Annotated in this window: 18 protein-coding genes; 5 read left to right on the top strand and 13 right to left on the bottom strand. The window is 60.4% G+C overall.

Going from position 1 to position 20714, the window contains the following annotated elements; translation table 11 throughout:
• Positions 1-13 precede the first annotated feature (13 nt).
• Both E1573_RS02045 and E1573_RS02040 read right to left on the bottom strand, forming a co-directional pair.
• Entirely contained in the window at positions 14-409 is a 396-nt protein-coding gene (locus E1573_RS02045; protein WP_133210141.1) for a Mor transcription activator family protein, read from the bottom strand.
• Positions 410-627: 218 nt separating this feature from the next.
• On the bottom strand, positions 628-1089 hold the full coding sequence (locus tag E1573_RS02040) for a hypothetical protein (protein ID WP_133210139.1): 462 nt from the start codon (positions 1087-1089) through the stop codon (positions 628-630).
• A gap of 159 nt (positions 1090-1248) precedes the next feature.
• On the opposite strand from E1573_RS02040, the gene E1573_RS02035 reads away from it, so the two are divergent.
• A complete protein-coding gene (locus E1573_RS02035; RefSeq protein ID WP_133210137.1) occupies positions 1249-1437 on the top strand; it encodes a hypothetical protein in 189 nt (62 codons plus the stop codon).
• A gap of 38 nt (positions 1438-1475) precedes the next feature.
• Here E1573_RS02035 and E1573_RS02030 read toward each other — a convergent pair whose 3' ends face one another.
• Positions 1476-1862 carry a fe2+ zn2+ uptake regulation protein gene (locus tag E1573_RS02030; protein ID WP_165957281.1) on the bottom strand — a complete coding sequence of 129 codons (387 nt, stop codon included), beginning with the start codon at positions 1860-1862 and terminating at the stop codon, positions 1476-1478.
• Between the two features lie 211 nt (positions 1863-2073).
• Here E1573_RS02030 and E1573_RS02025 point away from each other — a divergent pair, with 211 nt between their 5' ends.
• On the top strand, positions 2074-4368 hold the full coding sequence (locus E1573_RS02025; RefSeq protein ID WP_165957280.1) for an acylase: 2295 nt from the start codon (positions 2074-2076) through the stop codon (positions 4366-4368).
• Between the two features lie 91 nt (positions 4369-4459).
• Here E1573_RS02025 and yegQ read toward each other — a convergent pair whose 3' ends face one another.
• The gene (yegQ, locus tag E1573_RS02020; RefSeq protein WP_133210135.1) at positions 4460-5779 is read right to left on the bottom strand and encodes a tRNA 5-hydroxyuridine modification protein YegQ; all 1320 of its coding nucleotides are present in this window, start codon (positions 5777-5779) and stop codon (positions 4460-4462) included.
• Positions 5780-6049: 270 nt separating this feature from the next.
• Between yegQ and E1573_RS02015 the strand changes: the two genes are divergently transcribed.
• From E1573_RS02015 to E1573_RS02005, 3 genes are read left to right on the top strand one after another with little or no spacing between them, the layout of a single operon-like run.
• Positions 6050-6796, top strand: a complete 747-nt coding sequence (locus E1573_RS02015) for a cyclic nucleotide-binding domain-containing protein (RefSeq protein WP_133210133.1) — start codon at positions 6050-6052, stop codon at positions 6794-6796.
• A gap of 8 nt (positions 6797-6804) precedes the next feature.
• Positions 6805-7233, top strand: a complete 429-nt coding sequence (locus E1573_RS02010; protein ID WP_133210131.1) for a hypothetical protein — start codon at positions 6805-6807, stop codon at positions 7231-7233.
• Between the two features lie 56 nt (positions 7234-7289).
• Complete coding sequence (locus E1573_RS02005; protein ID WP_133210129.1) at positions 7290-8354, top strand: AI-2E family transporter; 1065 nt, start codon at positions 7290-7292, stop codon at positions 8352-8354.
• Here E1573_RS02005 and E1573_RS02000 read toward each other — a convergent pair.
• From E1573_RS02000 to nuoG, 9 genes are all read right to left on the bottom strand, one after another.
• Positions 8351-10417 carry a TonB-dependent receptor domain-containing protein gene (locus E1573_RS02000; RefSeq protein WP_133210127.1) on the bottom strand — a complete coding sequence of 689 codons (2067 nt, stop codon included), beginning with the start codon at positions 10415-10417 and terminating at the stop codon, positions 8351-8353. The two genes, E1573_RS02005 and E1573_RS02000, sit on opposite strands and share 4 nt — an antisense overlap.
• A 207-nt stretch (positions 10418-10624) precedes the next feature.
• On the bottom strand, positions 10625-12094 hold the full coding sequence (nuoN, locus tag E1573_RS01995) for an NADH-quinone oxidoreductase subunit NuoN (protein WP_133210125.1): 1470 nt from the start codon (positions 12092-12094) through the stop codon (positions 10625-10627).
• Positions 12095-12101: 7 nt separating this feature from the next.
• The gene (gene nuoM, locus E1573_RS01990) at positions 12102-13634 is read right to left on the bottom strand and encodes an NADH-quinone oxidoreductase subunit M (RefSeq protein ID WP_133210123.1); all 1533 of its coding nucleotides are present in this window, start codon (positions 13632-13634) and stop codon (positions 12102-12104) included.
• Positions 13635-13673: 39 nt separating this feature from the next.
• Positions 13674-15527, bottom strand: coding sequence for an NADH-quinone oxidoreductase subunit L (gene nuoL, locus E1573_RS01985; RefSeq protein WP_133210121.1), 1854 nt, complete (start codon positions 15525-15527; stop codon positions 13674-13676).
• Positions 15524-15832 (bottom strand): NADH-quinone oxidoreductase subunit NuoK, encoded by a 309-nt coding sequence (nuoK, locus tag E1573_RS01980; protein ID WP_028944232.1) that lies wholly within the window; start codon positions 15830-15832, stop codon positions 15524-15526. The genes nuoL and nuoK overlap by 4 nt, the downstream gene beginning before the upstream one ends.
• Before the next feature lie 4 nt (positions 15833-15836).
• On the bottom strand, positions 15837-16337 hold the full coding sequence (nuoJ, locus tag E1573_RS01975; RefSeq protein ID WP_133210119.1) for an NADH-quinone oxidoreductase subunit J: 501 nt from the start codon (positions 16335-16337) through the stop codon (positions 15837-15839).
• A gap of 9 nt (positions 16338-16346) precedes the next feature.
• The gene (gene nuoI, locus E1573_RS01970) at positions 16347-16895 is read right to left on the bottom strand and encodes an NADH-quinone oxidoreductase subunit NuoI (protein WP_009400993.1); all 549 of its coding nucleotides are present in this window, start codon (positions 16893-16895) and stop codon (positions 16347-16349) included.
• Between the two features lie 11 nt (positions 16896-16906).
• Positions 16907-17914 carry an NADH-quinone oxidoreductase subunit NuoH gene (gene nuoH / locus E1573_RS01965; protein ID WP_133210117.1) on the bottom strand — a complete coding sequence of 336 codons (1008 nt, stop codon included), beginning with the start codon at positions 17912-17914 and terminating at the stop codon, positions 16907-16909.
• Positions 17911-20625 carry an NADH-quinone oxidoreductase subunit NuoG gene (gene nuoG, locus E1573_RS01960; protein ID WP_133210115.1) on the bottom strand — a complete coding sequence of 905 codons (2715 nt, stop codon included), beginning with the start codon at positions 20623-20625 and terminating at the stop codon, positions 17911-17913. Before nuoG ends, nuoH begins: the two co-directional genes overlap by 4 nt.
• Positions 20626-20714 lie beyond the last annotated feature (89 nt).

The raw sequence follows: 20714 nt of genomic DNA, 5'->3' as shown, positions 1-20714 counted from the left end.
CGGGGTTAACGGCTCAAGGGGCGAGGTTCGCTTGTACGCACGATTCCTGCCGGCGAATGTTGCCGATCTGGCGCAGGCTCAAACCGTACTTATTGGCCAGCATGCTGCGTGACAGGCCTTCAGCGCTTTCTTGCTGAATCTGTTGATTGCGCAACTGGCGCAGAAAATGGTCAACCTTGGGAATCTCCAGGGCCATACCGGCGAAACGCTGGATCAACGCGTCCAGCGCCGCTTCCGGAAGCACCTGTGCCAGTGCGGTACGTTCCCGATGCTTGGGGATGTATTTAGGGCGGCCGCCGAAGGCGCACGTCAGGTTGTAGGCGTTTTCAATGCCCAGGCATTCGATCAGCATCTGAAGCGAATGAGGCAGTTGTTGGGTGTCGATTCGTTTGAGGTCACGCAGGTCCATGATGACTTCCTTGTAGGGAGTGGCTTGACACCTCAATGTTTGAACATTCGGGCCGGTCATAACAGGCAGCAAGCGCTGCGGGGTTGGTGGGCATCGGGCATATGATTTGTAGGCAAGGTGGTCTGCTTGAATGGGAAATCCATGGCCGAGACGCCTTAAACCCTTGGATCTAGGTTGCAGGCGGCTGCTCGCAGTGCTCAAGCTTGGGTAACCCATGCTCACCGGCAGGGGCGTGCCAGCAACAGGCTGATCTGGCCAAGGTAGGCGCTGGGGCGGCTCAAGGCATTTTCCGGAAGCGTGCGCCAGTCCACCCAGATACAGAGGGCACTGAGGTTTTCTTGCGCTTGCTTGCCGACAATGTGTGGCGAGAAATCCCGGCGATAGAGCACTTGGGTCTGCTTGAGCGCCTGGGTGTCTGCGGGCTGCGAAAGGGTCAGGGCTGCCGCCTTTATCAGCTCGGCGGAGGGCAGGCTGAAGTAGGCGGTCGTTGGGTGTTCCTGCAGGTGTCCGGCCTGGCGGGAGCGCTGCCAAAGTTGTTGCCACTGGCTGGCGCCTGCCTGCTCGGCCAATTGCTTGCCCAAGGCATGGCGCTGCTCGGGAGACAGGTCAGTGGTGGGGAGCGCGTAGGCCTCAAGGCCAATCAGCAGGGTAATGCTGCTTAGTACTCGGCGAAAAAACATGGTGACCTTCCGTTCGTCAGGGGGCTATGCCCGGAACGCCATGTTTTCAAGAGAAAGGGGGTACCAAAAGGAGGAAATTGTCCGCTTGCGGCAAGGTCACGTTGTATGATGCACGCGGGCCGTTTCGGGCCCTTACCCCGATGTTGCAAGGATCTATCAATGACTCAAGGTCAACGCCTGAAATATTCCATTCTGATCTCCCTGTTGGTACTGGGGATCATGCTCGGCCTGTCTTACCTGCAAAAGCAGGGGACGATCAGTGAGCAAGTGTTCCAGATCATCGCCATTGCGGTGGCCGTTGTGGTCGTGGTGGTCAACGGCATCATGCGTCGCAAGGTCAAAATGTGATGTGATCTGCGCGGCCGGCACAGTCGCCGGCCATTCGCTTAGCGTGGGCAGGCCTGTTCCAGAATGCTGCGGGCCTCGGGGTTGAGGCTGTAGCACTTGTCGTTGCCCATGCTGATCACGCCTTCGGCACTCAGGCGCTTGAGCACTTCCCGCACACTGAGAAACGACAGGGGAATATCCAGCTGTTCAAGCTGACTATGGACGCCACGTACGCCGATGCTGCGGCCGTTTCTGTCGGCCATGTGCAACGCATCGATGACTTTCAGGCGGATCAGGCTGGTACGCAGCCCGAATGACTTGAGCAGTTCACGAATGTGATCGTTGCCTGGGCGTTCGTGTTCGCTTCTGGCGGCGTTTACGCTCAGCGGTTGCCGGGTTTTTCGTTCCGGCCGAGTGGCAAGCGCTGCCTGTTGCTGGTTGTACATGTGAAAGCTCCCTTTCGTGGTCAATCCCGTTACCGATTTATTGTTCCCTACACCCTATAAGACGAATGAGCGTGGAAAAACTGCAGTACCTGGCGAAAAAATTATTGATCCACCCAGGTAATGACGTTTCAGCACTGCTATCTGCGTAAATTTTTTGCCTGTACTTCGTTCAATCAGGATCAACAGTTCCCTGATCGGTGCAGGAGTCTCCGTGATCAAACCCCGCCCCTTGACCCGTACCTGCCTGGCAGGACTGCTGGTCGCACTCAGCTTCGCCGCCCAGGCCCGTGTTATCCCGGGTGATGCCAGTGCCGAAATACGCCGTACCAGTTTTGGTGTTCCGCATATTCTGGCGCAGGATGAACAGGGCCTTGGGTACGGCATCGGTTATGCCTATGCCCAGGACAACCTGTGTCTGTTGGCCAATGAAGTGGTTACCGTCAACGCTGAACGTTCACGTTACTTTGGCCCCGATCAGGTCACCTTTGAGCAGCGGGAGAACCTGGCCAGCGATCTGTTTTTTAGCTGGCTAAACACACCCACGGCAGTATTCGGCTTCTGGCAAGCGCAACCGGCTCAGGTACGGGCCCTGCTTGAGGGCTATGCCAAGGGTTACAACCGGGCATTGGCCGAGCGTATCGCCCAAGGTCAGGGGGCGCAGTGCTTGCAGGCTGCGTGGCTGCGACCGATTACCACCCTGGACTTGGTCAAGTTGACCCGACGTCTGCTGGTTGAAGGCGGGGTAGGGCAGTTTGCCGAAGCGCTGGCGGGTGCTACGCCGCCCAATGCCGGGGCGCAGGTGGCACTGGACATGAGCAAGGTACAGGCGCGCCAGGAACACTTCGCCCTGGAACGTGGCAGCAATGCGGTGGCCGTAGGCAGTGAGCGTTCGGCGACAGGGCACGGCATGCTGTTGGCCAACCCGCACTTTCCTTGGGCAGGCGGCATGCGTTTCTATCAAATGCAACTGACAGTCCCCGGTAAGCTGGACGTCATGGGCGCGGCGTTGCCGGGACTGCCGCTGATCAATATCGGCTTTAACCGCCACCTGGCCTGGACCCACACCGTGGACACGTCCAAGCACTTCACCCTCTACCGGCTTGAGCTTGACCCCAAAGATCCCACCCGTTACCTGCTCGACGGCAAGTCGCTTGCCATGAGCCGCCAGCGCTTGACGGTGATGGTCAAGGGGGAAGATGGCAAGCTCACATCGGTCAACCGCGACGTCTACAGCTCGGCCTTCGGCCCGGTGGTGCAGTGGCCTGGGCGACTGGACTGGAACACACAGCACGCGTTCAGCTTGCGTGACGCTAACCTGGACAACACGCGGGTTCTGCAGCAGTGGTACAGCATGAACCAGGCTGACAGCTTGCAGGCACTGCAAGGTTCGGTGACGCGATTGCAGGGCATTCCCTGGGTCAACACCCTGGCGGTGGACGCCAAGGGGCAAACCTTGTACTTGAACCAGTCGGTGGTGCCGTTTGTTGATGCTGATTTGCTCAAGCAGTGTAGCGATCCGGCTGCCGGGCAAGAACTGATCGTCCTTGATGGCTCGCGCAGCGCCTGCAACTGGAAGGTTGACCCTCGTGCGGCGCAGGCCGGTATCTTCCCTGCCCAATTGCAGCCAAGCTTGAGCCGACGTGATTTCATTCAGCATTCCAACGACTCCGCCTGGATGGTCAACCCGGCGCAGCCGTTGCGCGGCTATTCGCCGTTGATCAGCCGCGAAGATGAGCCCCTGGGCCCGCGCAGCCGCTTTGCCCTGCAACGCTTGACGGGTGATGGCAAGCTGTCGGGCGCTGATCTGCAGCAGATGGTCATGGACAACCAGGTTTACCTGGCGGAGCTGCTGGTGCCGGATTTGCTGCACTGGTGTGGCAAACAGCCAGGGAATTCACCTGTGGCGGCCGTATGCGCCAGCTTGAAAGCCTGGAACCTGCGCGCGGACCTCGACAGTGGCATGGGCCTGGTGCATTTCCAGAACATGTTGGAGCCGCTACTTGAGCGCCCGGACATCTGGCGGGTTGCCTTCGACCCGGCCGACCCGCTGCACACTCCGCGCGGGCTGGCTGTCGAGCGTGCCGAAGTAGCCGCAGCGTTGCATGAAGCTGCGCTGGCATCACTGGCAGAAGTGAAGCAAGCCGGCCTGAATGCCAATGTGCAGTGGGGGCAGGTCCAGCAAGCTGCCGATGGCACCCCGATCCATGGTGGGCCTGCCAGCCTGGGCGTCTATAACGCGATCCAAAGCGTACCGACGGCGCCGGGCAAACGCCTGGTGGTCAGTGGCACCAGCTACTTGCAGTTGGTGACCTTCGATGCCAAAGGGCCTCAAGCCAAAGGGTTGCTGGCCTTTTCGGAATCCAGTGAAGTGGATTCAGCGCATGCCAGTGACCAGACCAAAGCCTTCTCGGCCAAGCAGTGGCATACGATTCCGTTTTCCGCCGCACAGATCAAGGCAGACCCGCAGTACCGGGTGCAGGTGATCCGCGAAAACGCCGCGCCTTGATTTTATCGCCGGTTGTGGGAGCGGGCTTGCCCCGCGATAGCGATCTGTCAGTCACACCGAATCGCGGGGCAAGCCCGCTCCCACCGAAGGTTTATTGCACCAACTCGCGCAGCAACAAACCAAACGCCAAATCGACCTGCTCAGGTATCGGCAGGTAAACGGTATGCCCATCCCCCGGCGCCACTTCAATGGCGGAACCCTGGCGGTCGCGCAACTGGTGCAGGTCGAAATGGTAGTTACCGCGGGGGGTCATCAGTTCCAGATGATCGCCGAGGGCAAAGCGGTTCTTGACCAGCACTTCGGCCAGGCCATTGACGCGCTCACCGGTCAGTTCGCCCACGAATTGCTGGCGCTCGGACACCGAATTGCCGCGCTGATAGTTTTGATACTCATCATGCACATGGCGGCGCAGGAAGCCTTCGGTGTAACCACGTTGCGCCAAAGACTCCAGATTGAGCATCAGGCTGCGGTCGAACGCGCGGCCTGCCACGGCATCATCGATGGCCTGACGGTAGACTTGGGTGGTTCGTGCACAGTAGAAGTGCGATTTGGTCCGGCCTTCAACTTTGAGTGAGTGCACACCCATGTGGGTCAGGCGTTCGACGTGCTGAACCGCGCGCAGGTCTTTGGCATTCATGATGTAGGTGCCGTGCTCGTCTTCAAAGGCCGGCATGTCTTCGTCCGGGCGGTTGCTTTCTTGCAGCAGGAACACCTGGTCGGTGGGGGCGCCGACACCCAGGGTAGGCTGCACTTCGCGCACGATATCGCCGCTGACATCTTCCACTGCGGCAGTGGCGCTGTATTTCCAGCGGCAGGCATTGGTACAACTGCCCTGATTGGCATCACGGCGGTTGAGGTAACCCGATAGCAGGCAGCGGCCGGAATAGGCCATGCACAATGCGCCATGGACAAACACCTCCAGTTCCATGGACGGCACCTGTTGGCGAATTTCCTCAATTTCCTCAAGAGACAGCTCACGGGACAGAATCACCCGCGTCAGCCCCTGGCTGCGCCAGAATTCGACGCTGGCCCAGTTCACCGTGTTGGCCTGCACCGACAGATGAATCGGCATCTGCGGGAAGTGCTGGCGAACCAGCATGATCAGCCCCGGGTCGGACATGATCAGCGCATCCGGGCCCATCTCGATGACCGGTGCAAGGTCTTTGAGGAAGGTCTTGAGCTTGGCGTTGTGCGGCGCAATGTTGACCACTACGTAGAAACGCTTGCCCTGCGCCTGGGCTTCTTTGATACCCAACGCCAGGTTGGCGTGGTCGAACTCGTTGTTGCGTACGCGCAGGCTGTAGCGCGGTTGCCCGGCATAAACGGCATCGGCGCCGTAAGCAAAGGCGTAGCGCATGTTCTTCAGGGTGCCGGCAGGGGCGAGCAATTCAGGTTTGGCGAGCGAGGTCATTTTAGGTCGCGGCAAAAGGCGCGGATGCTAACCGTAGTGCTTTGCCGGGCAATTGACCTGTATCAATGTTGCGCATTGCCGAGCCGTAGGAGTGCGCTGTATCACGCGCCGCCATTTTTGTTTTTGTTCAAGCAAATCAGGGCTTTGATATCAAATAACGATTATTGAGGGGTGTTGCCCATCCGCTCAACGGACACTGGTCGGGTTCACAACGTGGGCTTGATCGACAGCGATCAGGCACACCGGTGTTATTCCATTAGGACCTGATCAATGTCGCAGCCCGTCAGCTTTTCCGCTCACCGCCAGACGCAATGCAGAACCTGCAGCCTTGCGCAGGTGTGTCTGCCTGGTTCAGTGAGTCACGAAGAAATCGACATACTCGATGCCATGGTCAAATATGGCCGTACGCTGAAAAAAGATGACGTCCTGTTTCGCCAGGGCGAGCCGTTTACCTCCATTTATGCCATCCGCTCAGGTGTGTTGAAGTCCGTTGCATTGAGCGCCGATGGTGAAGAGAAAATTATCGGGATTCACTTGCCGGGTGAGTTGATCGGGTTGTCCGGAATGGACACCGACGCTTACCCGGTTTCCGTTCAAGCCTTGGAAACCACGCATGTGTGCGAGCTTCCGTTCGCGCCGCTGGACGCACTGTTGGTGCGCTTGCCACAAGTCCGCCGCCATTTGATACGCGCAATGAGCCGCGAGATCCGCAGTACCCAGCACATGACGCGTGTGCTCTCGGCCAAGGCGGCAGATGTACGGGTGGTGTCGCTACTGGTCAGCCTGTCGACACGCTTTCGTACCTTGGGCTACTCCGCTGACCAGTTGAACTTGAGCATATCCCGTAACGAGATCGGTAATCACCTGGGCCTGGCGTCTGAAACGGTTTCTCGGGTGCTCACCCGCCTCAAGCAAAGCGGGCTGATTGAAGTAGACGGCAAGGAGGTGCGCATTCGTGACCTGATTCCTACTACGCCGGTGCGCACTCTCGACAGCAGCGGGCTTGGCCTGCACTAGGAGCATTCATGACCGTTACGCTATCCCACGGGCCTTGGGCTATCACGCTCGACACGCCTGGCGACGTAAATGAGGCCTGCATGAGCAGTTGCACATTGAAAGAAAAAAACCAGATCAACCCTACCTACCGGTTTGACTGGAAAGACCAAAGCCTGGCGGGTGTCAGCCACTGCAGGTATTCCTTCGCACACCATGAGGCACCTGGCGCGACGACCTGGCAAGCCTCAGACAGCCAGCGCGCTTGGTATAGCGCCGCGCCCGTTGCAGCACATCCTGTGTGGGCAAGCCCGGTATACAGAGCGATTGAACTGAATGTCAGCTACGCCTGGCGCCAGGATGAGCAAGCAGCGCAGGTGACGCAGAACTGGCATGACGTGCACCTCCAGGCTCCCGCTAACAGGACGGTTGCCAGCGCCGCAGGTGATTGTTTGCGCTAAGCGGCACTTTCGCTCCTGTGCCATGCACTAATGTTGTGAATGGCAACGGAGCGCGTATGAACGAAACTGCCCTGCAGCACAAGGCCCTGCTGCTGTTACTGGCCTTGGTGACCATCGCCTTCATTTGGATCCTGCTGCCGTTCTACGGTGCGGTGTTCTGGGCGGTGACCCTCGCCATTCTGTTCGCCCCCTTGCAGCGGCGCTTGTTGCTGCGTCTGGGCTGGCGCCGCAATCTGGCCGCCGCGGTGACGCTGCTGATTTGTCTGGTGAGTGCCATCTTGCCGGTGATCATCATCAGTACCTTGCTGGTGCAGGAAGGGGCAACGCTGTACAAGAACATCGAAAGCGGCCAACTGGACATTGCCGCCTATATCGAACGCTTCAACGACCTGCTGCCGGTGTTCGCTCAGCGCGTATTGCAGCGCATGGGGCTAGGCGACCTGGAGGGGCTGCACGAGACGATCAGCAAGAGTGCTATGCAGGGAAGCCAGTTTTTTGCCGGCCAGGTATTCAGCTTTGGCCAGGGCACCTTCGACTTCCTGATCAGCTTTGCGGCGATGCTCTACTTACTGTTTTTCTTTCTTCGCGATGGCGCCGAACTGGCGCGCAGGATGCGGACGGCATTGCCGCTGGCCGAACAGCAAAAACGGCGCTTGCAGTTGAAGTTCAACCGGGTCGTACGGGCCACGGTCAAGGGTAATTTGGTGGTGGCGATGACGCAGGGTGCGTTGGGCGGCATCATTTTCTGGCTGTTGGACATCCCCAGCCCCTTGGTATGGGCGGTGCTGATGGGTTTTCTCTCGTTGCTGCCTGCCGTTGGTGCCGGCGTGGTCTGGGCGCCAGTGGCCGTTTATTTTTTGATGACCGGCGCCGTCTGGCAAGGCGTGGTACTGACCGCATTCGGAGTGCTGGTCATCGGCCTGGTGGATAACCTGTTACGGCCGATCCTGGTGGGTAAAGACACGAAAATGCCCGATTACCTGGTGCTGATTTCAACCCTAGGCGGCCTGGCGGTGTTCGGCCTCAACGGCTTTGTCATCGGCCCGCTGATCGCCGCGCTGTTCATGTCCAGCTGGGCGATCTTCGTTTCAACCAAGCATAAAGTGCAGCTACCTGATTAGCGGAAGCTGTAGGAAACCCCGGCATACACACCAAAGCCTTCACCTGGGGTTGAGCGGGCATTGTCCTTGCCGTTGTCGTTATAGGCGGGTGTCACCGTAGCGGCGTAGCGCTTGTTGGTCAGGTTGCGCAGGTCGAGCCAGGTTTGCCAGTCCTGTTTTGGTGAGTTGTAACCCAGGGTGGCACCGAACAGGGCATAGGCGTCTGCCGGGTAACTGTTGGCGTAATCGACCTGAACCTTGGACGCCATCTGCGTATTGATCCCGGCGAAAAAGCCACTTGGCAGGTCGAAGCGCAGTTCGGCCTGGTAATAATGCATCGGAATGCCGGGTAGGCGGTTGTCGCCGAAGGTATCGTCGTCGCGATAGTGAAAGTCGCTGAAGGTGTAGGCCTGCCGCAAAGACAGTTTGCCGACCGTTGCGCGTTCCCACAGCAAGCTGTCCAGTCCGGCCTCGACACCCTGATGCACAGTAGGGCTGGCATTGAATTCAGCGGCAGGCTGATCGGGTACGATCTCCACCGCCAGCAGTTCGTGGCGTACGTCCGAGTAGTACCAGGCCAGGTCCCAGCGGCCGATCAGCGAATCACCCCGTGCGCCCAGCTCAAGGGTGGTGGCGGTCTGGTTCTGCATTTCGATGGGCTGGATTTGCTGACCATTAACCCGTGGTGAACTCCAGATCAGCGACCATGGGTGCGGTGGCTCCACTGAGCGGCTCAGGTTGCCATAGACCTGCAACTGAGGGTTGATATCGTAACGCAGGCCCAGGCGCGGGGCGTAGTCCCAGTCGTGCTGGCTGACTTTGCCGCCGTTGGCCGGGTAGCTCACGTCGCTTTCGCGGCGGGTGTAAATCATCGCCAGGCCGCTGGTTAGCCACAGGTCTGGAACTAGCTCGAGGTCATTGCCGATGTGTACCACGTTGTCCGAGCCTTGGTAGCTGAAGTCTCGGGTCCGGGCACCTGTGATGTCATCGACCCGAGCAAACTGTGAAGCACCGCTGTTGGGCAGGTGCTTGGTGGTCCGCCAGCCGATGGTTGTCTTACTCTCGTGTCCGAACAGCATATCTCTACGCAGGTAGTTCAGGGTCCCACTGACGTCGGTATAGGCAACCTTCAGACGCATCGGGCCTTCGCGCAAGTCCATCGGGTAGTCGTGGTAGACCAGTCCGGCTTCCAGGCGGGCATCATCATCCAGGTAGAAAGTGGTTTTGTTGCCCACCCAGGTACTGCCCGGTTGAGGGCGGCTGTCATCACGACTCACGTACAACGGGTTGGCCGCGCGTGGATCGTGTTTGATCTGCTCTTTGGTCAGGCGCCCGGCCAGCTCATTCTCGGTTTCCCGATAACGCAGGTAGAAACGAGTTTCCAGCGCGGGGCTAAAGCGATAGCCGACGTTGGCAGCGATGCCCTTGCTACTGCCGCTGCTGTGTTCCTGATAGCCGTCGTACTCCGAGTCGGTGAGGGCCACGTAGTAGTCCAGATCACCCAGCACTTGGCCCGAGCTGATCTGGCGCTTGGCATAGCCGCGGCTGCCTAGCTCGTACCGCACCTGCAACGGTGCGGCGTCATAACCGGTATGGGTGATGTAATCGATGGCGCCGCCCAGGGCCAGCGCGCCTCGGTCAAAACCGTTGGCGCCACGCAGCACCTCGGCCCGGCTCAGCCACAGCGGCTCGAACAGCTCATAAGGCGTACCACCCGGGCCGGTCAACGGCAGACCGTCAAACATCGTGTACACGCCTGAGCCGTGGGCGCCGGGTGCGCGGTTGATACCAGAGCCGCGAATCGACAATTTGATCCCATCGTTACCGGCTGACTGGGCGAAGACACCCGGCTGGTAGGCGAGTACGTCCTGGTTGCTGGCGACCCGACCTTGTTCAACCCGCTGCATGTCTACCAGGTTGGTGCCGCCAGGCACCTGATTCAGGCGCTCGCGGGCGTCTTGCAGCTCGCTTTGCTCCTGTTCCTGAATCAGGACTTGGCTCAGTTCAATACTGTCGCTGGCCTGAACGGACGCCGCGCAGGAAATCAGCAGGGCGAGGGAAGAACGGGGGAGGGTGGGGCGCATCAATGGGGTTCCGAAACTGAGAGCGGGTATCAGACGTCGCAACTATCAGACGAAGCACACCCACGGATATGTACTGCCTGTGGGAGCGGGCTTGCCCCGCGATAGCGGTCTGTCAGATAGATTGCTATCGCGGGGCAAGCCCGCTCCTAGCAGGAGGTAGAAACAAAACACCCCGCCGAAGCGGGGTGTTTGTTACTGCTAGGTCGATCAGCCGATCAGTTGCAGGCCGGCATGTTGAACCATGTCCAGCAACGGCTGCGGGTACACACCCAGCACGAAGGCCAGGATGGCGATGGCCAGCAGCATGACGCCGCCGGTGCGCTGTTCCCAGTTCAGCGGGGCATCGTGACGACGCAGGTTTGGCTCGATCAGGTACAGGGTAACCATGACGCGCAGGTAGTAGAACACGCCGATGGCGCTACCAATCACCAGTGCACCGACCAGCCACCACAGTTGCGACTCAACGCCGGTGGCGATGATGTAGAACTTACCGATGAAGCCAGCAGTCAGCGGGATACCGGCCAGCGACAGCATCATCACGGTCAGTACCGCAGTCAGGTACGGGCGGCGCCAGAACAGGCCGCGGTACTCGTACAGCGCATCAGCGTCACGGCCGTTGTACGGCGACGACATCAGGGTAATGACACCGAACGCACCGAGGCTGGTGATCACGTAGGTGACCAGGTACACGCCGATGGCTTCAACGGCCAGGCCTTTGCTCGCCACCAGGGCGATCAGCAGGTAGCCGAAGTGGGCGATCGAGGAGTAACCCAGCAGACGCTTGAGGTTGCTTTGGGTCAGTGCCAGCAGGTTACCGATCAGGATCGAGGCAACTGCAATCACCGACAGTACGGTAGTCAGCACACCGCTGCTGGCCGCAGGCGAGAGCATGAACAGGCGTACCACGACAGCGAACACGGCAACCTTGCTGGCGGTGGCCAGGAAGGCAGCGACCGGCGCCGGAGCACCTTCGTAAACGTCTGGAGTCCACAGGTGGAACGGAACCAGCGACAGTTTGAATGCCAGGCCGACCAGCATCATGCCCAGGCCCAGTTGTGCCAGCAGGCTTGGCATGCTGGTGGTCGCCAGGGCTTTACCGATACCGTCGAAGCTCAGGCTGCCAGCATCGGCGTACAGCAGGGCCATACCGAACAGCAGGAACGCGGAACCGGCAGCCGACAGCACCATGTACTTGATACCGGCTTCCAGCGAACGCTTGTTGAAGAAGGCATAAGCGACCAGGCCGTAGACCGGTACCGAGAGCAGTTCCAGACCGATGAACAAACCGGCCAGGTGCTGCGCGCTGACCAGAACCAGGCCACCCAGGGCAGCCATCAGGATCAGCAGGTACAGCTCTTCGCGGTTGCCCGGGTAGCCTTTGCCGCCTTCACCCAGATATGCATGGGCGAGGGTAACGCAGGCCAGGGTGGCAACCAGGATCAGCGCCATGTACAGGCAGGCGAACTTGTCGATGGTCAGCAGCGGGGTGACCGCCAGTGGAACAACTTTCAGAACCGGCAGGATCGACAGCAGGGCCAGGTTCAGGCCCACGGTCGACAGCAGGAAGGTTTGCGAGTGGTTGCGGCGCCATGCGATTGCCAGCATCACCACAACAACGGTGATGGTGGTAATCAGCAGCGGCGCAAGCGCGATAAAGTGTTGAATCGTCAGGTCCATAGCGCTCTTACCGGGCCGAAGCGAGTTGAGTGAAAGCGGAGCCGATCCACTGCTGCACACCGCTCATGGTGGCGGCAGAAGTGTCCAGGAACGGCTGCGGGTAGACGCCCAGCAAGATCAGCAGGCCAGCCAGGCCCAGTACCATGATCAGTTCGCGGGTGTCCATGCCAGCCAGGACTTCGTCCGACTTCGCAGGGCCAAAGTAGGCACGGTGAATCATGATCAGCGAGTACACCGAACCGAATACCAGGCCGGAGGTGGCGATCACGGTGACCCACGGCGAAGCCACGAAGCTGCCGATCAGGATCAGGAATTCGCCAACGAAGTTACCGGTGCCCGGCAGGCCCAGGGACGCTGCAGCGAAGAACAGGCTGATGGCAGGCAGGTAAGCGATGCGATGCCACAGGCCACCCATTTCACGCATGTCACGGGTGTGCAGGCGCTCGTACAGCTGGCCAGCGAGGATAAAGAGTGCTGCCGCCGACAGACCGTGCGCCAGCATCTGGATCACCGCACCTTGCAGGGCTTGCTGGCTGCCGGAGTAGATACCGATCAGCACGAAGCCCATGTGCGAAACGCTGGAAAACGCCACCAGACGCTTGATGTCGGTCTGCGCGAAGGCCAGGAACGCACCGTAGAAGATCCCGATCAGACCCAGGGTCATGGCAATTGGCGCGAATTCGGCCGAGGCGTTCGGGAACAGCGGCAGGGCGAAACGCAGCAGGCCGTAGGCAGCGGTTTTCAGCAAGATACCCGCCAGGTCAACCGAACCTGCGGTTGGTGCCTGGGCGTGGGCGTCCGGCAGCCAGGAGTGGAACGGTACGACAGGCAGCTTGACCGCGAAGGCGATGAAGAAGCCGAGCATCAGCAGGTATTCGGTGCCGGCAGGCAGTTCAGCCTTGAGCAACTGGGTGTAGTCGAAGGTGATCACACCGGTGTTGCTGTAGTTGACCAGTACCAGACCCAGGATCGCCACCAACATGATCAGGCCGCTGGCCTGAGTGAAGATGAAGAACTTGGTCGCTGCGTAGATCCGGGTCTTCTTGCCGTCGGAGGAGCTGTGACCCCAGAGCGCGATGAGGAAATACATCGGCACCAGCATCATTTCCCAGAAGAAGAAGAACAGGAACAGGTCCAGGGCCAGGAACACACCGACCACGCCGCCCAGAATCCACATCAAGTTGAGGTGGAAGAAGCCGACGTGACGCTGGATCTCTTTCCAGGAACACAGTACCGAGAGCACACCGAGCAGGCCGGTGAGCAGGATCATCAGCAGCGACAGGCCGTCGAGGGCCAGGTGCAGGCTGATGCCGAAGCGCTCGATCCACAGCACTTTGAATTCGACCGCCCACTCAGGCGCAGCGCCCGGTGCAGGGGCCAGGGTGTAGTCCCCGTTGGCCCACAGCCAGAGGCCGATACCAAGCAGCAGGGACATGGTCAGCAGCGCAATCCAGCGCGGCAGGGTGGCGCCGAAGCGCTCACCCAGCCAGCACAGCAGGCCGCCGATGAAGGGGATCAGGATCAGCCAAGGCAAAATCATGACGGGCTCAATTCCTTTCGCAAAGTCGCAAGGTTCATATCAGACCGCAGCCATAACAACGGCACCGAGTACAAGCACGGCACCTACGGCGATCGAAGCGGTGTACCAGCGCAGCTGACCGGTTTCGGTTTTGCTCATGGCGGCATGACCGCCCTTAGCCATACGCGGAATCAGGCCAATGCTGCGGTCAACCGGATCCTTGCGCAGGATGTGGCTGATCAGCAGGTAAGGTTTGACGAACAGCTTGTCGTAGATCCAGTCGAAGCCCCAGGCGGCGAACCACCAGGCCGACAGAACACGACCGATGCCGCTGTTGGCGATCGCGGTCACCAGGCGACGCTTGCCCAGGAACAGCACCGCAGCCAACAGGATACCGGCGATGGCGATGGCGCCCGAGGCGATTTCCAGGCTGTGCTTGGCTTCGCCGCCGGCATGGCCGACGCTCTGCGGCAGCACACCTGCCAGAGGTGGATGAATCCACGCACCGACAAAGGTCGACAGCACGATCAGCACACCCAGTGGCAGCCAGTGGGAAATCCCGTGGCCAGCATGGGCTTCGGTCTTGGCTTCGCCGTGGAAGGCGATGAAGATCAGGCGGAAGGTGTACAGCGAGGTCATGAAGGCACCAGCCAGACCGGCGTACAGCAGACCGTTGTTACCGCTGGCGAAGGCTTCCCAGAGGATCTCGTCCTTGGAGTAGAAACCGGCGGTCAGCAGCGGCAGGGCAGCCAGGGCGGCACCACCGACGATGAAGCTGGCGTAGGCCAGCGGCAGTTTCTTCCACAGGCCGCCCATCTTGAAGATGTTCTGCTCGTGGTGGCAGGCAACGATCACCGCACCGGAGGCAAGGAACAGCAGGGCCTTGAAGAAGGCGTGGGTCATCAGGTGGAAGATCGCGCCTTCCCAGGCACCAACGCCCAGAGCCAGGAACATGTAGCCGATCTGGCTCATGGTCGAGTAGGCGAGGATACGCTTGATGTCGGTTTGAACCAGAGCAGCGAAGCCAGCCAGTACCAGGGTCACGCCGCCAACCACACCCACCAGGTGCAGGATGTCAGGTGCCAGGGTGAACAGGCCGTGGGTACGGGCGATCAGGTAGACACCGGCAGTCACCATGGTTGCGGCGTGGATCAGTGCCGAAACCGGGGTAGGGCCGGCCATCGCGTCTGCAAGCCAGGTCTGCAGTGGCAGCTGGGCGGATTTACCGACCGCACCACCGAGCAGCATCAGGGTCGCCAACACCATCCAGGTGTCGCCCGCCTGGAACTTCTGCGGTGCCAGTACCAACAGCTCCTGCACGTTCAGGGTGCCGAGCTGGGCGAACAGGATGAACAGGCCGATGGCCATGAACACGTCGCCGATACGGGTCACGATGAAGGCTTTCAGTGCGGCGTTACCGTTGTTGCGGTTGCTGTAGTAGAAACCGATCAACAGGTACGAGCACAGGCCTACGCCTTCCCAACCGAAGTAGATGAACAGCAGGTTGTCGCCCAGAACCAGGAACAACATGCTGGCAATGAACAGGTTGGTGTAGGAGAAGAACCGCGAGTAGCCGGCTTCGCCACGCATGTACCAGGAGGCAAACAGGTGGATGAGAAAGCCCACACCGGTAACTACACCGAGCATGGTGACCGACAGGCCATCCACGTACAGGGTGAAGTTCGGTGCGAAACCGTCCACCGACATCCACTGCCACAGCAGTTGGCTGTAGGCGCCGCCTTCAGGCGGTGCAACGTTGAACTGCCAGATCACGTAGGCGGCTACGGCAGCCGAAAGGCCAACGGAACCGACACCCACCAGCGCCGACAGGTTTTCGGACCAGCGACCGCGTGAGAACGACAGCAGCAGGAAGCCGATCAGGGGGAATACGAACGTCAGAAAGATAAGGTTCATCCGCGCATCTCACTGGCAGCATCGATGTCGAGAGTGTGGAAGCGGCGATACAGTTGCAGCAGGATCGCCAGGCCGATACTGGCCTCGGCGGCTGCCAGGCTGATCACCAGGATGAACATGATCTGCCCATCCGGCTGTGCCCAACGGCTACCAGCAACGATGAACGCCAGTGCCGAGGCGTTCATCATGATTTCCAGGCTCATCAACACGAACAGAATGTTGCGGCGCACCATCAGGCCAACAAGGCCGAGGCAGAACAGGATGCCGGCGACTGCCAGGCCATGCTCGAGAGGAATTGCAGGCATGTTATTACTCCTTCGCCTCGTTGCGGCCGAGGTGGAACGCCGTCACTGCTGCAGCGAGCAGCAGCATCGAGGCCAGTTCAACCACCAGCAGGTAAGGGCCATACAGGCTGATGCCGACCGCCTTGGCGTCGACCGTGGTGTGACCGATACCGGCGCCGCTCTGGTTGCCGAACAGAACGTACAGCAGTTCGAGCAGCAGCAGCGCAGCCAGGACCACCGGCCCCAGCCAGATACCCGGCTTGAGCCAGCCGCGTTCCTGGGCGACCGAAGCCGGGCCCAGGTTGAGCATCATCACCACGAAGACGAACAGCACCATGATGGCGCCAGCGTAGGCGATCACTTCCAGTACACCGGCGAACGGCGCACCGAGGGCGAAGAAGGTCATCGCCACGGAGATCAGCGAAATGATCAGGTAGAGCAGGGCGTGCACGGGATTGGTGTTGGTGATCACCCGAAGGGTGGACACCACAGCGATACCGGATGCGAAATAGAAAGCGAATTCCATCTTTCTTCCTTAAGGGAGCAAGCTCTTCACGTTGATCGGCTCGGCTTCGTTCTGCGCGGCGCCTTTCGGCTTGCCGGCAACAGCCATACCTGCAACACGGTAGAAGTTGTAGTCAGGGTTCTTGCCGGGGCCGGAGATCAGCAGATCTTCTTTCTCGTACACCAGGTCCTGACGTTTGAACTCGGCCATTTCGAAATCCGGCGTCAGCTGGATTGCGGTGGTCGGGCAGGCTTCCTCGCAGAGGCCGCAGAAAATGCAACGGGAGAAGTTGATGCGGAAGAACTCCGGGTACCAACGACCGTCTTCTGTTTCGGCTTTCTGCAGCGAGATGCAACCCACCGGGCAGGCCACGGCACACAGGTTGCACGCTACACAGCGCTCTTCGCCATCCGGATCGCGGGTCAGGACAATACGGCCACGGTAGCGTGGCGGCAGGTAGACCGGCTCTTCGGGGTACTGCAGGGTGTCACGTTTGCGGAAACCGTGGGAGAACACCATCACCAGGCTGCGCAGCTGGGTGCCAGTGCCCTTAACGATGTCGCCAATATATTTGAACATGGGTCAAATCCTCACTGGGCCGCAACAGCTGGCGCGTTGTAGAGCACGAGCGCAGCGGTCACCAGCAAATTGATCAGGGTCAGCGGCAGGCAGAACTTCCAGCCGAAGTCCATCACCTGGTCATAGCGTGGGCGCGGGATCGAGGCGCGCAGCAGGATGAACAGCATGATGAAGAACGCGGTTTTCAGGGCGAACCAGATGAACGGGATCTGTGGCAGCAGGCCAAATGGGCCGTGCCAGCCGCCGAAGAACAGGGTAACCAGCAGCGCCGAGACCAGAATGATGCCGATGTATTCACCAACGAAGAACATGCCCCATTTCATACCGGCATATTCAATGTGGTAACCGTCAGCCAGTTCCTGTTCCGCTTCCGGCTGGTCGAACGGGTGACGGTGAGTCACGGCGACGCCAGCGATGAAGAAGGTGCAGAAGCCGAAGAACTGCGGAATGATGAACCACAGGTTTTGTGCCTGGTAGTCAACGATGTCGCGCATGTTGAACGAGCCTGCCTGGGCAACGATACCCATCAGCGCCAGGCCCATGAACACTTCGTACGACACGGTCTGGGCCGAGGCGCGCAGGCTGCCGAGCAGGGCGTACTTGTTGTTCGACGACCAACCGGCGAACAGTACGGCATACACCGACAGACCAGCCATGGCGAAGAAGAACAGCACACCGATGTTCAGGTCCGCGACACCCCAGGTCGGGGTGATCGGGATGATCACGAAGGCGATCAGCAAGGCACTCATGGCCACGACCGGCGCCAGGGTGAAGATCATCTTGTCGACGAAGGGTGGGTTCCAGTCTTCTTTGAAGAACATCTTCAGCATGTCGGCTGCGATCTGGAACATCCCGAACGGGCCCACGCGGTTCGGACCATAACGGTCCTGCCACCAGCCCAGCAGACGGCGCTCGACGAAGCTGAGCAGCGCGCCGCAGACCACCACCGCCAACAGGATGACGATGGCTTTGACGACGGCGATGATCACTTCGATCACTTCAGGGGTGAACCAGGTCATTGTGCTGCCTCCTGCAAGCCTTCGACGGATGCACCGAAGATGGCAGGCGGAATGCCGGCCAGGCCTTTGGGCAGGGCAACCAGGCCTGCGCCCAGTTCTTCATTGATGCGCAGCGGCAGACGCAGGGTCTGGCCGGCTACGTTCAAGCTCAGCATCGCGCCATCGTTGACGCCCAGGCGGTCGGCTTCGGACTTGGCCAGGCCAACGTAGGCCTGCGGAATACGTTCTTGTACCGGCGCGGCGCGCGAGGAGTTCTCTTCGCTGCCGAACAGGTGATAGAACGGTACCGCTTGCCAGGTGCCACGGGCCGGGGAGAAGGCCGCCGGTACGCTGGAGTACCAGTTCAGCTTGTCGCCCTCGGTTTCGATCAGGCGGGTGCCAGGGTCGCCAGCGCGCAGGCTGCCACCCACTTCGTCCTGGAACTTGTTCCACGCCTGTGGCGAGTTCCAGCCCGGAGACCAGGCGAAAGGCACTTGCGAACGAGGTTCTGCGGTGCCCGAGTAACCTTCCATGGAGAAGGCGAACGCGGTGTCTTTGTCTTGCGGGGTACGCGGCTCGTGCACGCTGATGTTGGCGCGCATGGCGGTACGACCGGAGTAACGCAGTGGCTCACGCGCGATCTTCATGCCTTTGATACGGAACGAAGCGGACGGCGCAGCGTTGACGATACCCGCCAGCTGCGGTGCGGCAGATGCGCAGGCGCTGGTGACGTGGTCCAGCTGGGTCCAGTCGACCGGCTTGTTGAGCAGGGTCGCACGCAGGGCGTGCATCCAGCGCCAGCCTTCGTGAACCAGGATGCTGCTGTCCAGGTAGGTAGGGTCGAACACCTGGAAGAAGCGCTGGGCACGGCCTTCCTGGCTGACCAGGGTGCCATCACCTTCGGCGAAGGTAGCGGCTGGCAGAACCAGGTGCGCGCGTTCGGCGGTCGCGGTCTTCTGGTGGTCGGCAACGATCACCACTTTGGCGGCGGCCAGGGCAGCGTCGACCTTGGCGGCCGGCACGCGGCTGTACAGGTCGTTTTCGAGGACGACGATGGCGTCGGCCTTGCCACTGATCACAGCATCCAGCGCGGCGTCGATGGAGTCGCCACCGAGCATGGCCATACCCAGGCTGTTGGCCTCAGGAACGACCAGGCTCAGCGAGCCATTCTTCTCGCGCAGCTTCAGGGCTTTGGCGATGTTGGCGGCGGCTTCGATCAGCGCCGTGGAGGCCAGCGAAGTACCAGCGACCACCAGCGGACGGTTGGCTGCAACCAGGGCATCGGCAATGCGCTTGGCCAGGGCCAGGGCTTCGGCGTCCAAGCCTTCAACGGCTGGAGCGCTTGGGTCGATGGCGTGAGCCACGGCGAAGCCGATACGGGCCAGATCGTCCGGTGCTGCGTGAACGCATTCTTCAGCAACGTCATCAAGCTTGGTTTCGGCCAGGCTGGCAATGAACAGCGGGTACATGGCGTGTTGGCCGATGTTTTTCACCGCCGCGTCGAGCCAAGGTTGAACGCGCATGGCATCGGCCATGGCTTCAGCTTTGCCCTTGACCGACTGACGCAGTGCCAGGGCGACACGGGCGGCGGTCTGGGTCAGGTCTTCACCGAGGACGAACACCGCGTCATGGTCTTCCATGTCGCGCAGGGTAGGGACCGGCAGCGGGCTGTTGTTCAGCACCTGCAGGGCCAGGCGCACGCGCTCCAGCTCACCGGCTTCCATACCCGAGTAGAAGTACTCGGCACCGACCAGCTCGCGCAGGCCGTAGTTGCTTTCCAGGCTGGCGCGTGGCGAACCGATACCAACGATGTTGCGACCACGCAGCATGTCGGCGGCTTTGTCCAGCGCAGCATCCAGGCTCAACTTGGTGCCGTCTGCCAGCAGCGGCTGACGTGGACGGTCTTCGCGGTTGACGTAGCCATAGCCAAAACGGCCACGGTCGCAGAGGAAGTACTGGTTGACCGAACCGTTGTAGCGGTTTTCGATGCGACGCAGTTCACCGTAACGCTCGCCCGGGCTGATGTTGCAGCCGCTGGAGCAACCATGGCAGATGCTCGGGGCGAACTGCATGTCCCACTTACGGTTGTAGCGCTCGGAGTGGGTTTTGTCGGTGAACACACCGGTCGGGCAGACCTCGGTGAGGTTACCGGAGAACTCGCTCTCCAGCGCGCCGTCTTCCACGCGACCGAAGTAGACGTTGTCGTGAGCGCCGTACACGCCCAGGTCGGTACCACCGGCGTAGTCTTTGTAGTAACGCACGCAGCGGTAGCAGGCGATGCAGCGGTTCATCTCGTGAGCGATGAACGGGCCGAGCTCCTGATTCTGGTGGGTACGCTTGGTGAAGCGGTAGCGGCGCTCGTTGTGGCCGGTCATTACCGTCATGTCTTGCAGGTGGCAGTGACCGCCTTCCTCACAGACCGGGCAGTCGTGCGGGTGGTTGGTCATCAGCCATTCGACGACGCTGGCGCGAAACGCCTTGGACTCGTCGTCGTCGATGGAAATCCAGGTGCCGTCAGAGGCAGGGGTCATGCACGACATGACGATACGACCACGGGTGTCGTTCTCGTCGGTGTACTGCTTGACTGCACACTGGCGGCAGGCGCCGACGCTACCGAGCGCCGGGTGCCAGCAAAAATAAGGAATGTCGAGGCCGAGCGACAGACACGCCTGTAACAGGTTGTCTGCACCGTTGACTTCGAGCGCTTTGCCGTCTACGTGGATAGTGGCCATGGTTCAAAGTTCTTCGTTGGCCCGCGTCTGCGGGCGTGGCTAATGGAAATCTGTGTGCCTGCAGCCCGCGCAGGGACTACCTGGCGAGC

This window comes from Pseudomonas sp. H9, from assembly GCF_004353925.1.
Classification (GTDB): Bacteria; Pseudomonadota; Gammaproteobacteria; order Pseudomonadales; family Pseudomonadaceae; genus Aquipseudomonas.
The sequence above is the reverse complement of the archived record's forward strand: the minus strand, read 5'-3'. Positions and strand labels throughout refer to the sequence as shown.

What these genes read in the sequence shown, in the direction of transcription:
- nuoM (WP_133210123.1), bottom strand. Translation starts at nt 13,634, where the DNA reads ATGATTTTGCCTTGGCTGATCCTGATCCCCTTCATCGGCGGCCTGCTG.
- E1573_RS02040 (WP_133210139.1), bottom strand. Translation starts at nt 1,089, where the DNA reads ATGTTTTTTCGCCGAGTACTAAGCAGCATTACCCTGCTGATTGGCCTT.
- nuoG (WP_133210115.1), bottom strand. Translation starts at nt 20,625, where the DNA reads ATGGCCACTATCCACGTAGACGGCAAAGCGCTCGAAGTCAACGGTGCA.
- nuoN (WP_133210125.1), bottom strand. Translation starts at nt 12,094, where the DNA reads ATGGACCTGACGATTCAACACTTTATCGCGCTTGCGCCGCTGCTGATT.
- nuoH (WP_133210117.1), bottom strand. Translation starts at nt 17,914, where the DNA reads ATGACCTGGTTCACCCCTGAAGTGATCGAAGTGATCATCGCCGTCGTC.
- E1573_RS02005 (WP_133210129.1), top strand. Translation starts at nt 7,290, where the DNA reads ATGAACGAAACTGCCCTGCAGCACAAGGCCCTGCTGCTGTTACTGGCC.
- yegQ (WP_133210135.1), bottom strand. Translation starts at nt 5,779, where the DNA reads ATGACCTCGCTCGCCAAACCTGAATTGCTCGCCCCTGCCGGCACCCTG.
- E1573_RS02045 (WP_133210141.1), bottom strand. Translation starts at nt 409, where the DNA reads ATGGACCTGCGTGACCTCAAACGAATCGACACCCAACAACTGCCTCAT.
- E1573_RS02030 (WP_165957281.1), bottom strand. Translation starts at nt 1,862, where the DNA reads ATGTACAACCAGCAACAGGCAGCGCTTGCCACTCGGCCGGAACGAAAA.
- nuoJ (WP_133210119.1), bottom strand. Translation starts at nt 16,337, where the DNA reads ATGGAATTCGCTTTCTATTTCGCATCCGGTATCGCTGTGGTGTCCACC.
- nuoK (WP_028944232.1), bottom strand. Translation starts at nt 15,832, where the DNA reads ATGCCTGCAATTCCTCTCGAGCATGGCCTGGCAGTCGCCGGCATCCTG.
- nuoI (WP_009400993.1), bottom strand. Translation starts at nt 16,895, where the DNA reads ATGTTCAAATATATTGGCGACATCGTTAAGGGCACTGGCACCCAGCTG.
- nuoL (WP_133210121.1), bottom strand. Translation starts at nt 15,527, where the DNA reads ATGAACCTTATCTTTCTGACGTTCGTATTCCCCCTGATCGGCTTCCTG.
- E1573_RS02015 (WP_133210133.1), top strand. Translation starts at nt 6,050, where the DNA reads ATGTCGCAGCCCGTCAGCTTTTCCGCTCACCGCCAGACGCAATGCAGA.
- E1573_RS02035 (WP_133210137.1), top strand. Translation starts at nt 1,249, where the DNA reads ATGACTCAAGGTCAACGCCTGAAATATTCCATTCTGATCTCCCTGTTG.
- E1573_RS02010 (WP_133210131.1), top strand. Translation starts at nt 6,805, where the DNA reads ATGACCGTTACGCTATCCCACGGGCCTTGGGCTATCACGCTCGACACG.
- E1573_RS02000 (WP_133210127.1), bottom strand. Translation starts at nt 10,417, where the DNA reads ATGCGCCCCACCCTCCCCCGTTCTTCCCTCGCCCTGCTGATTTCCTGC.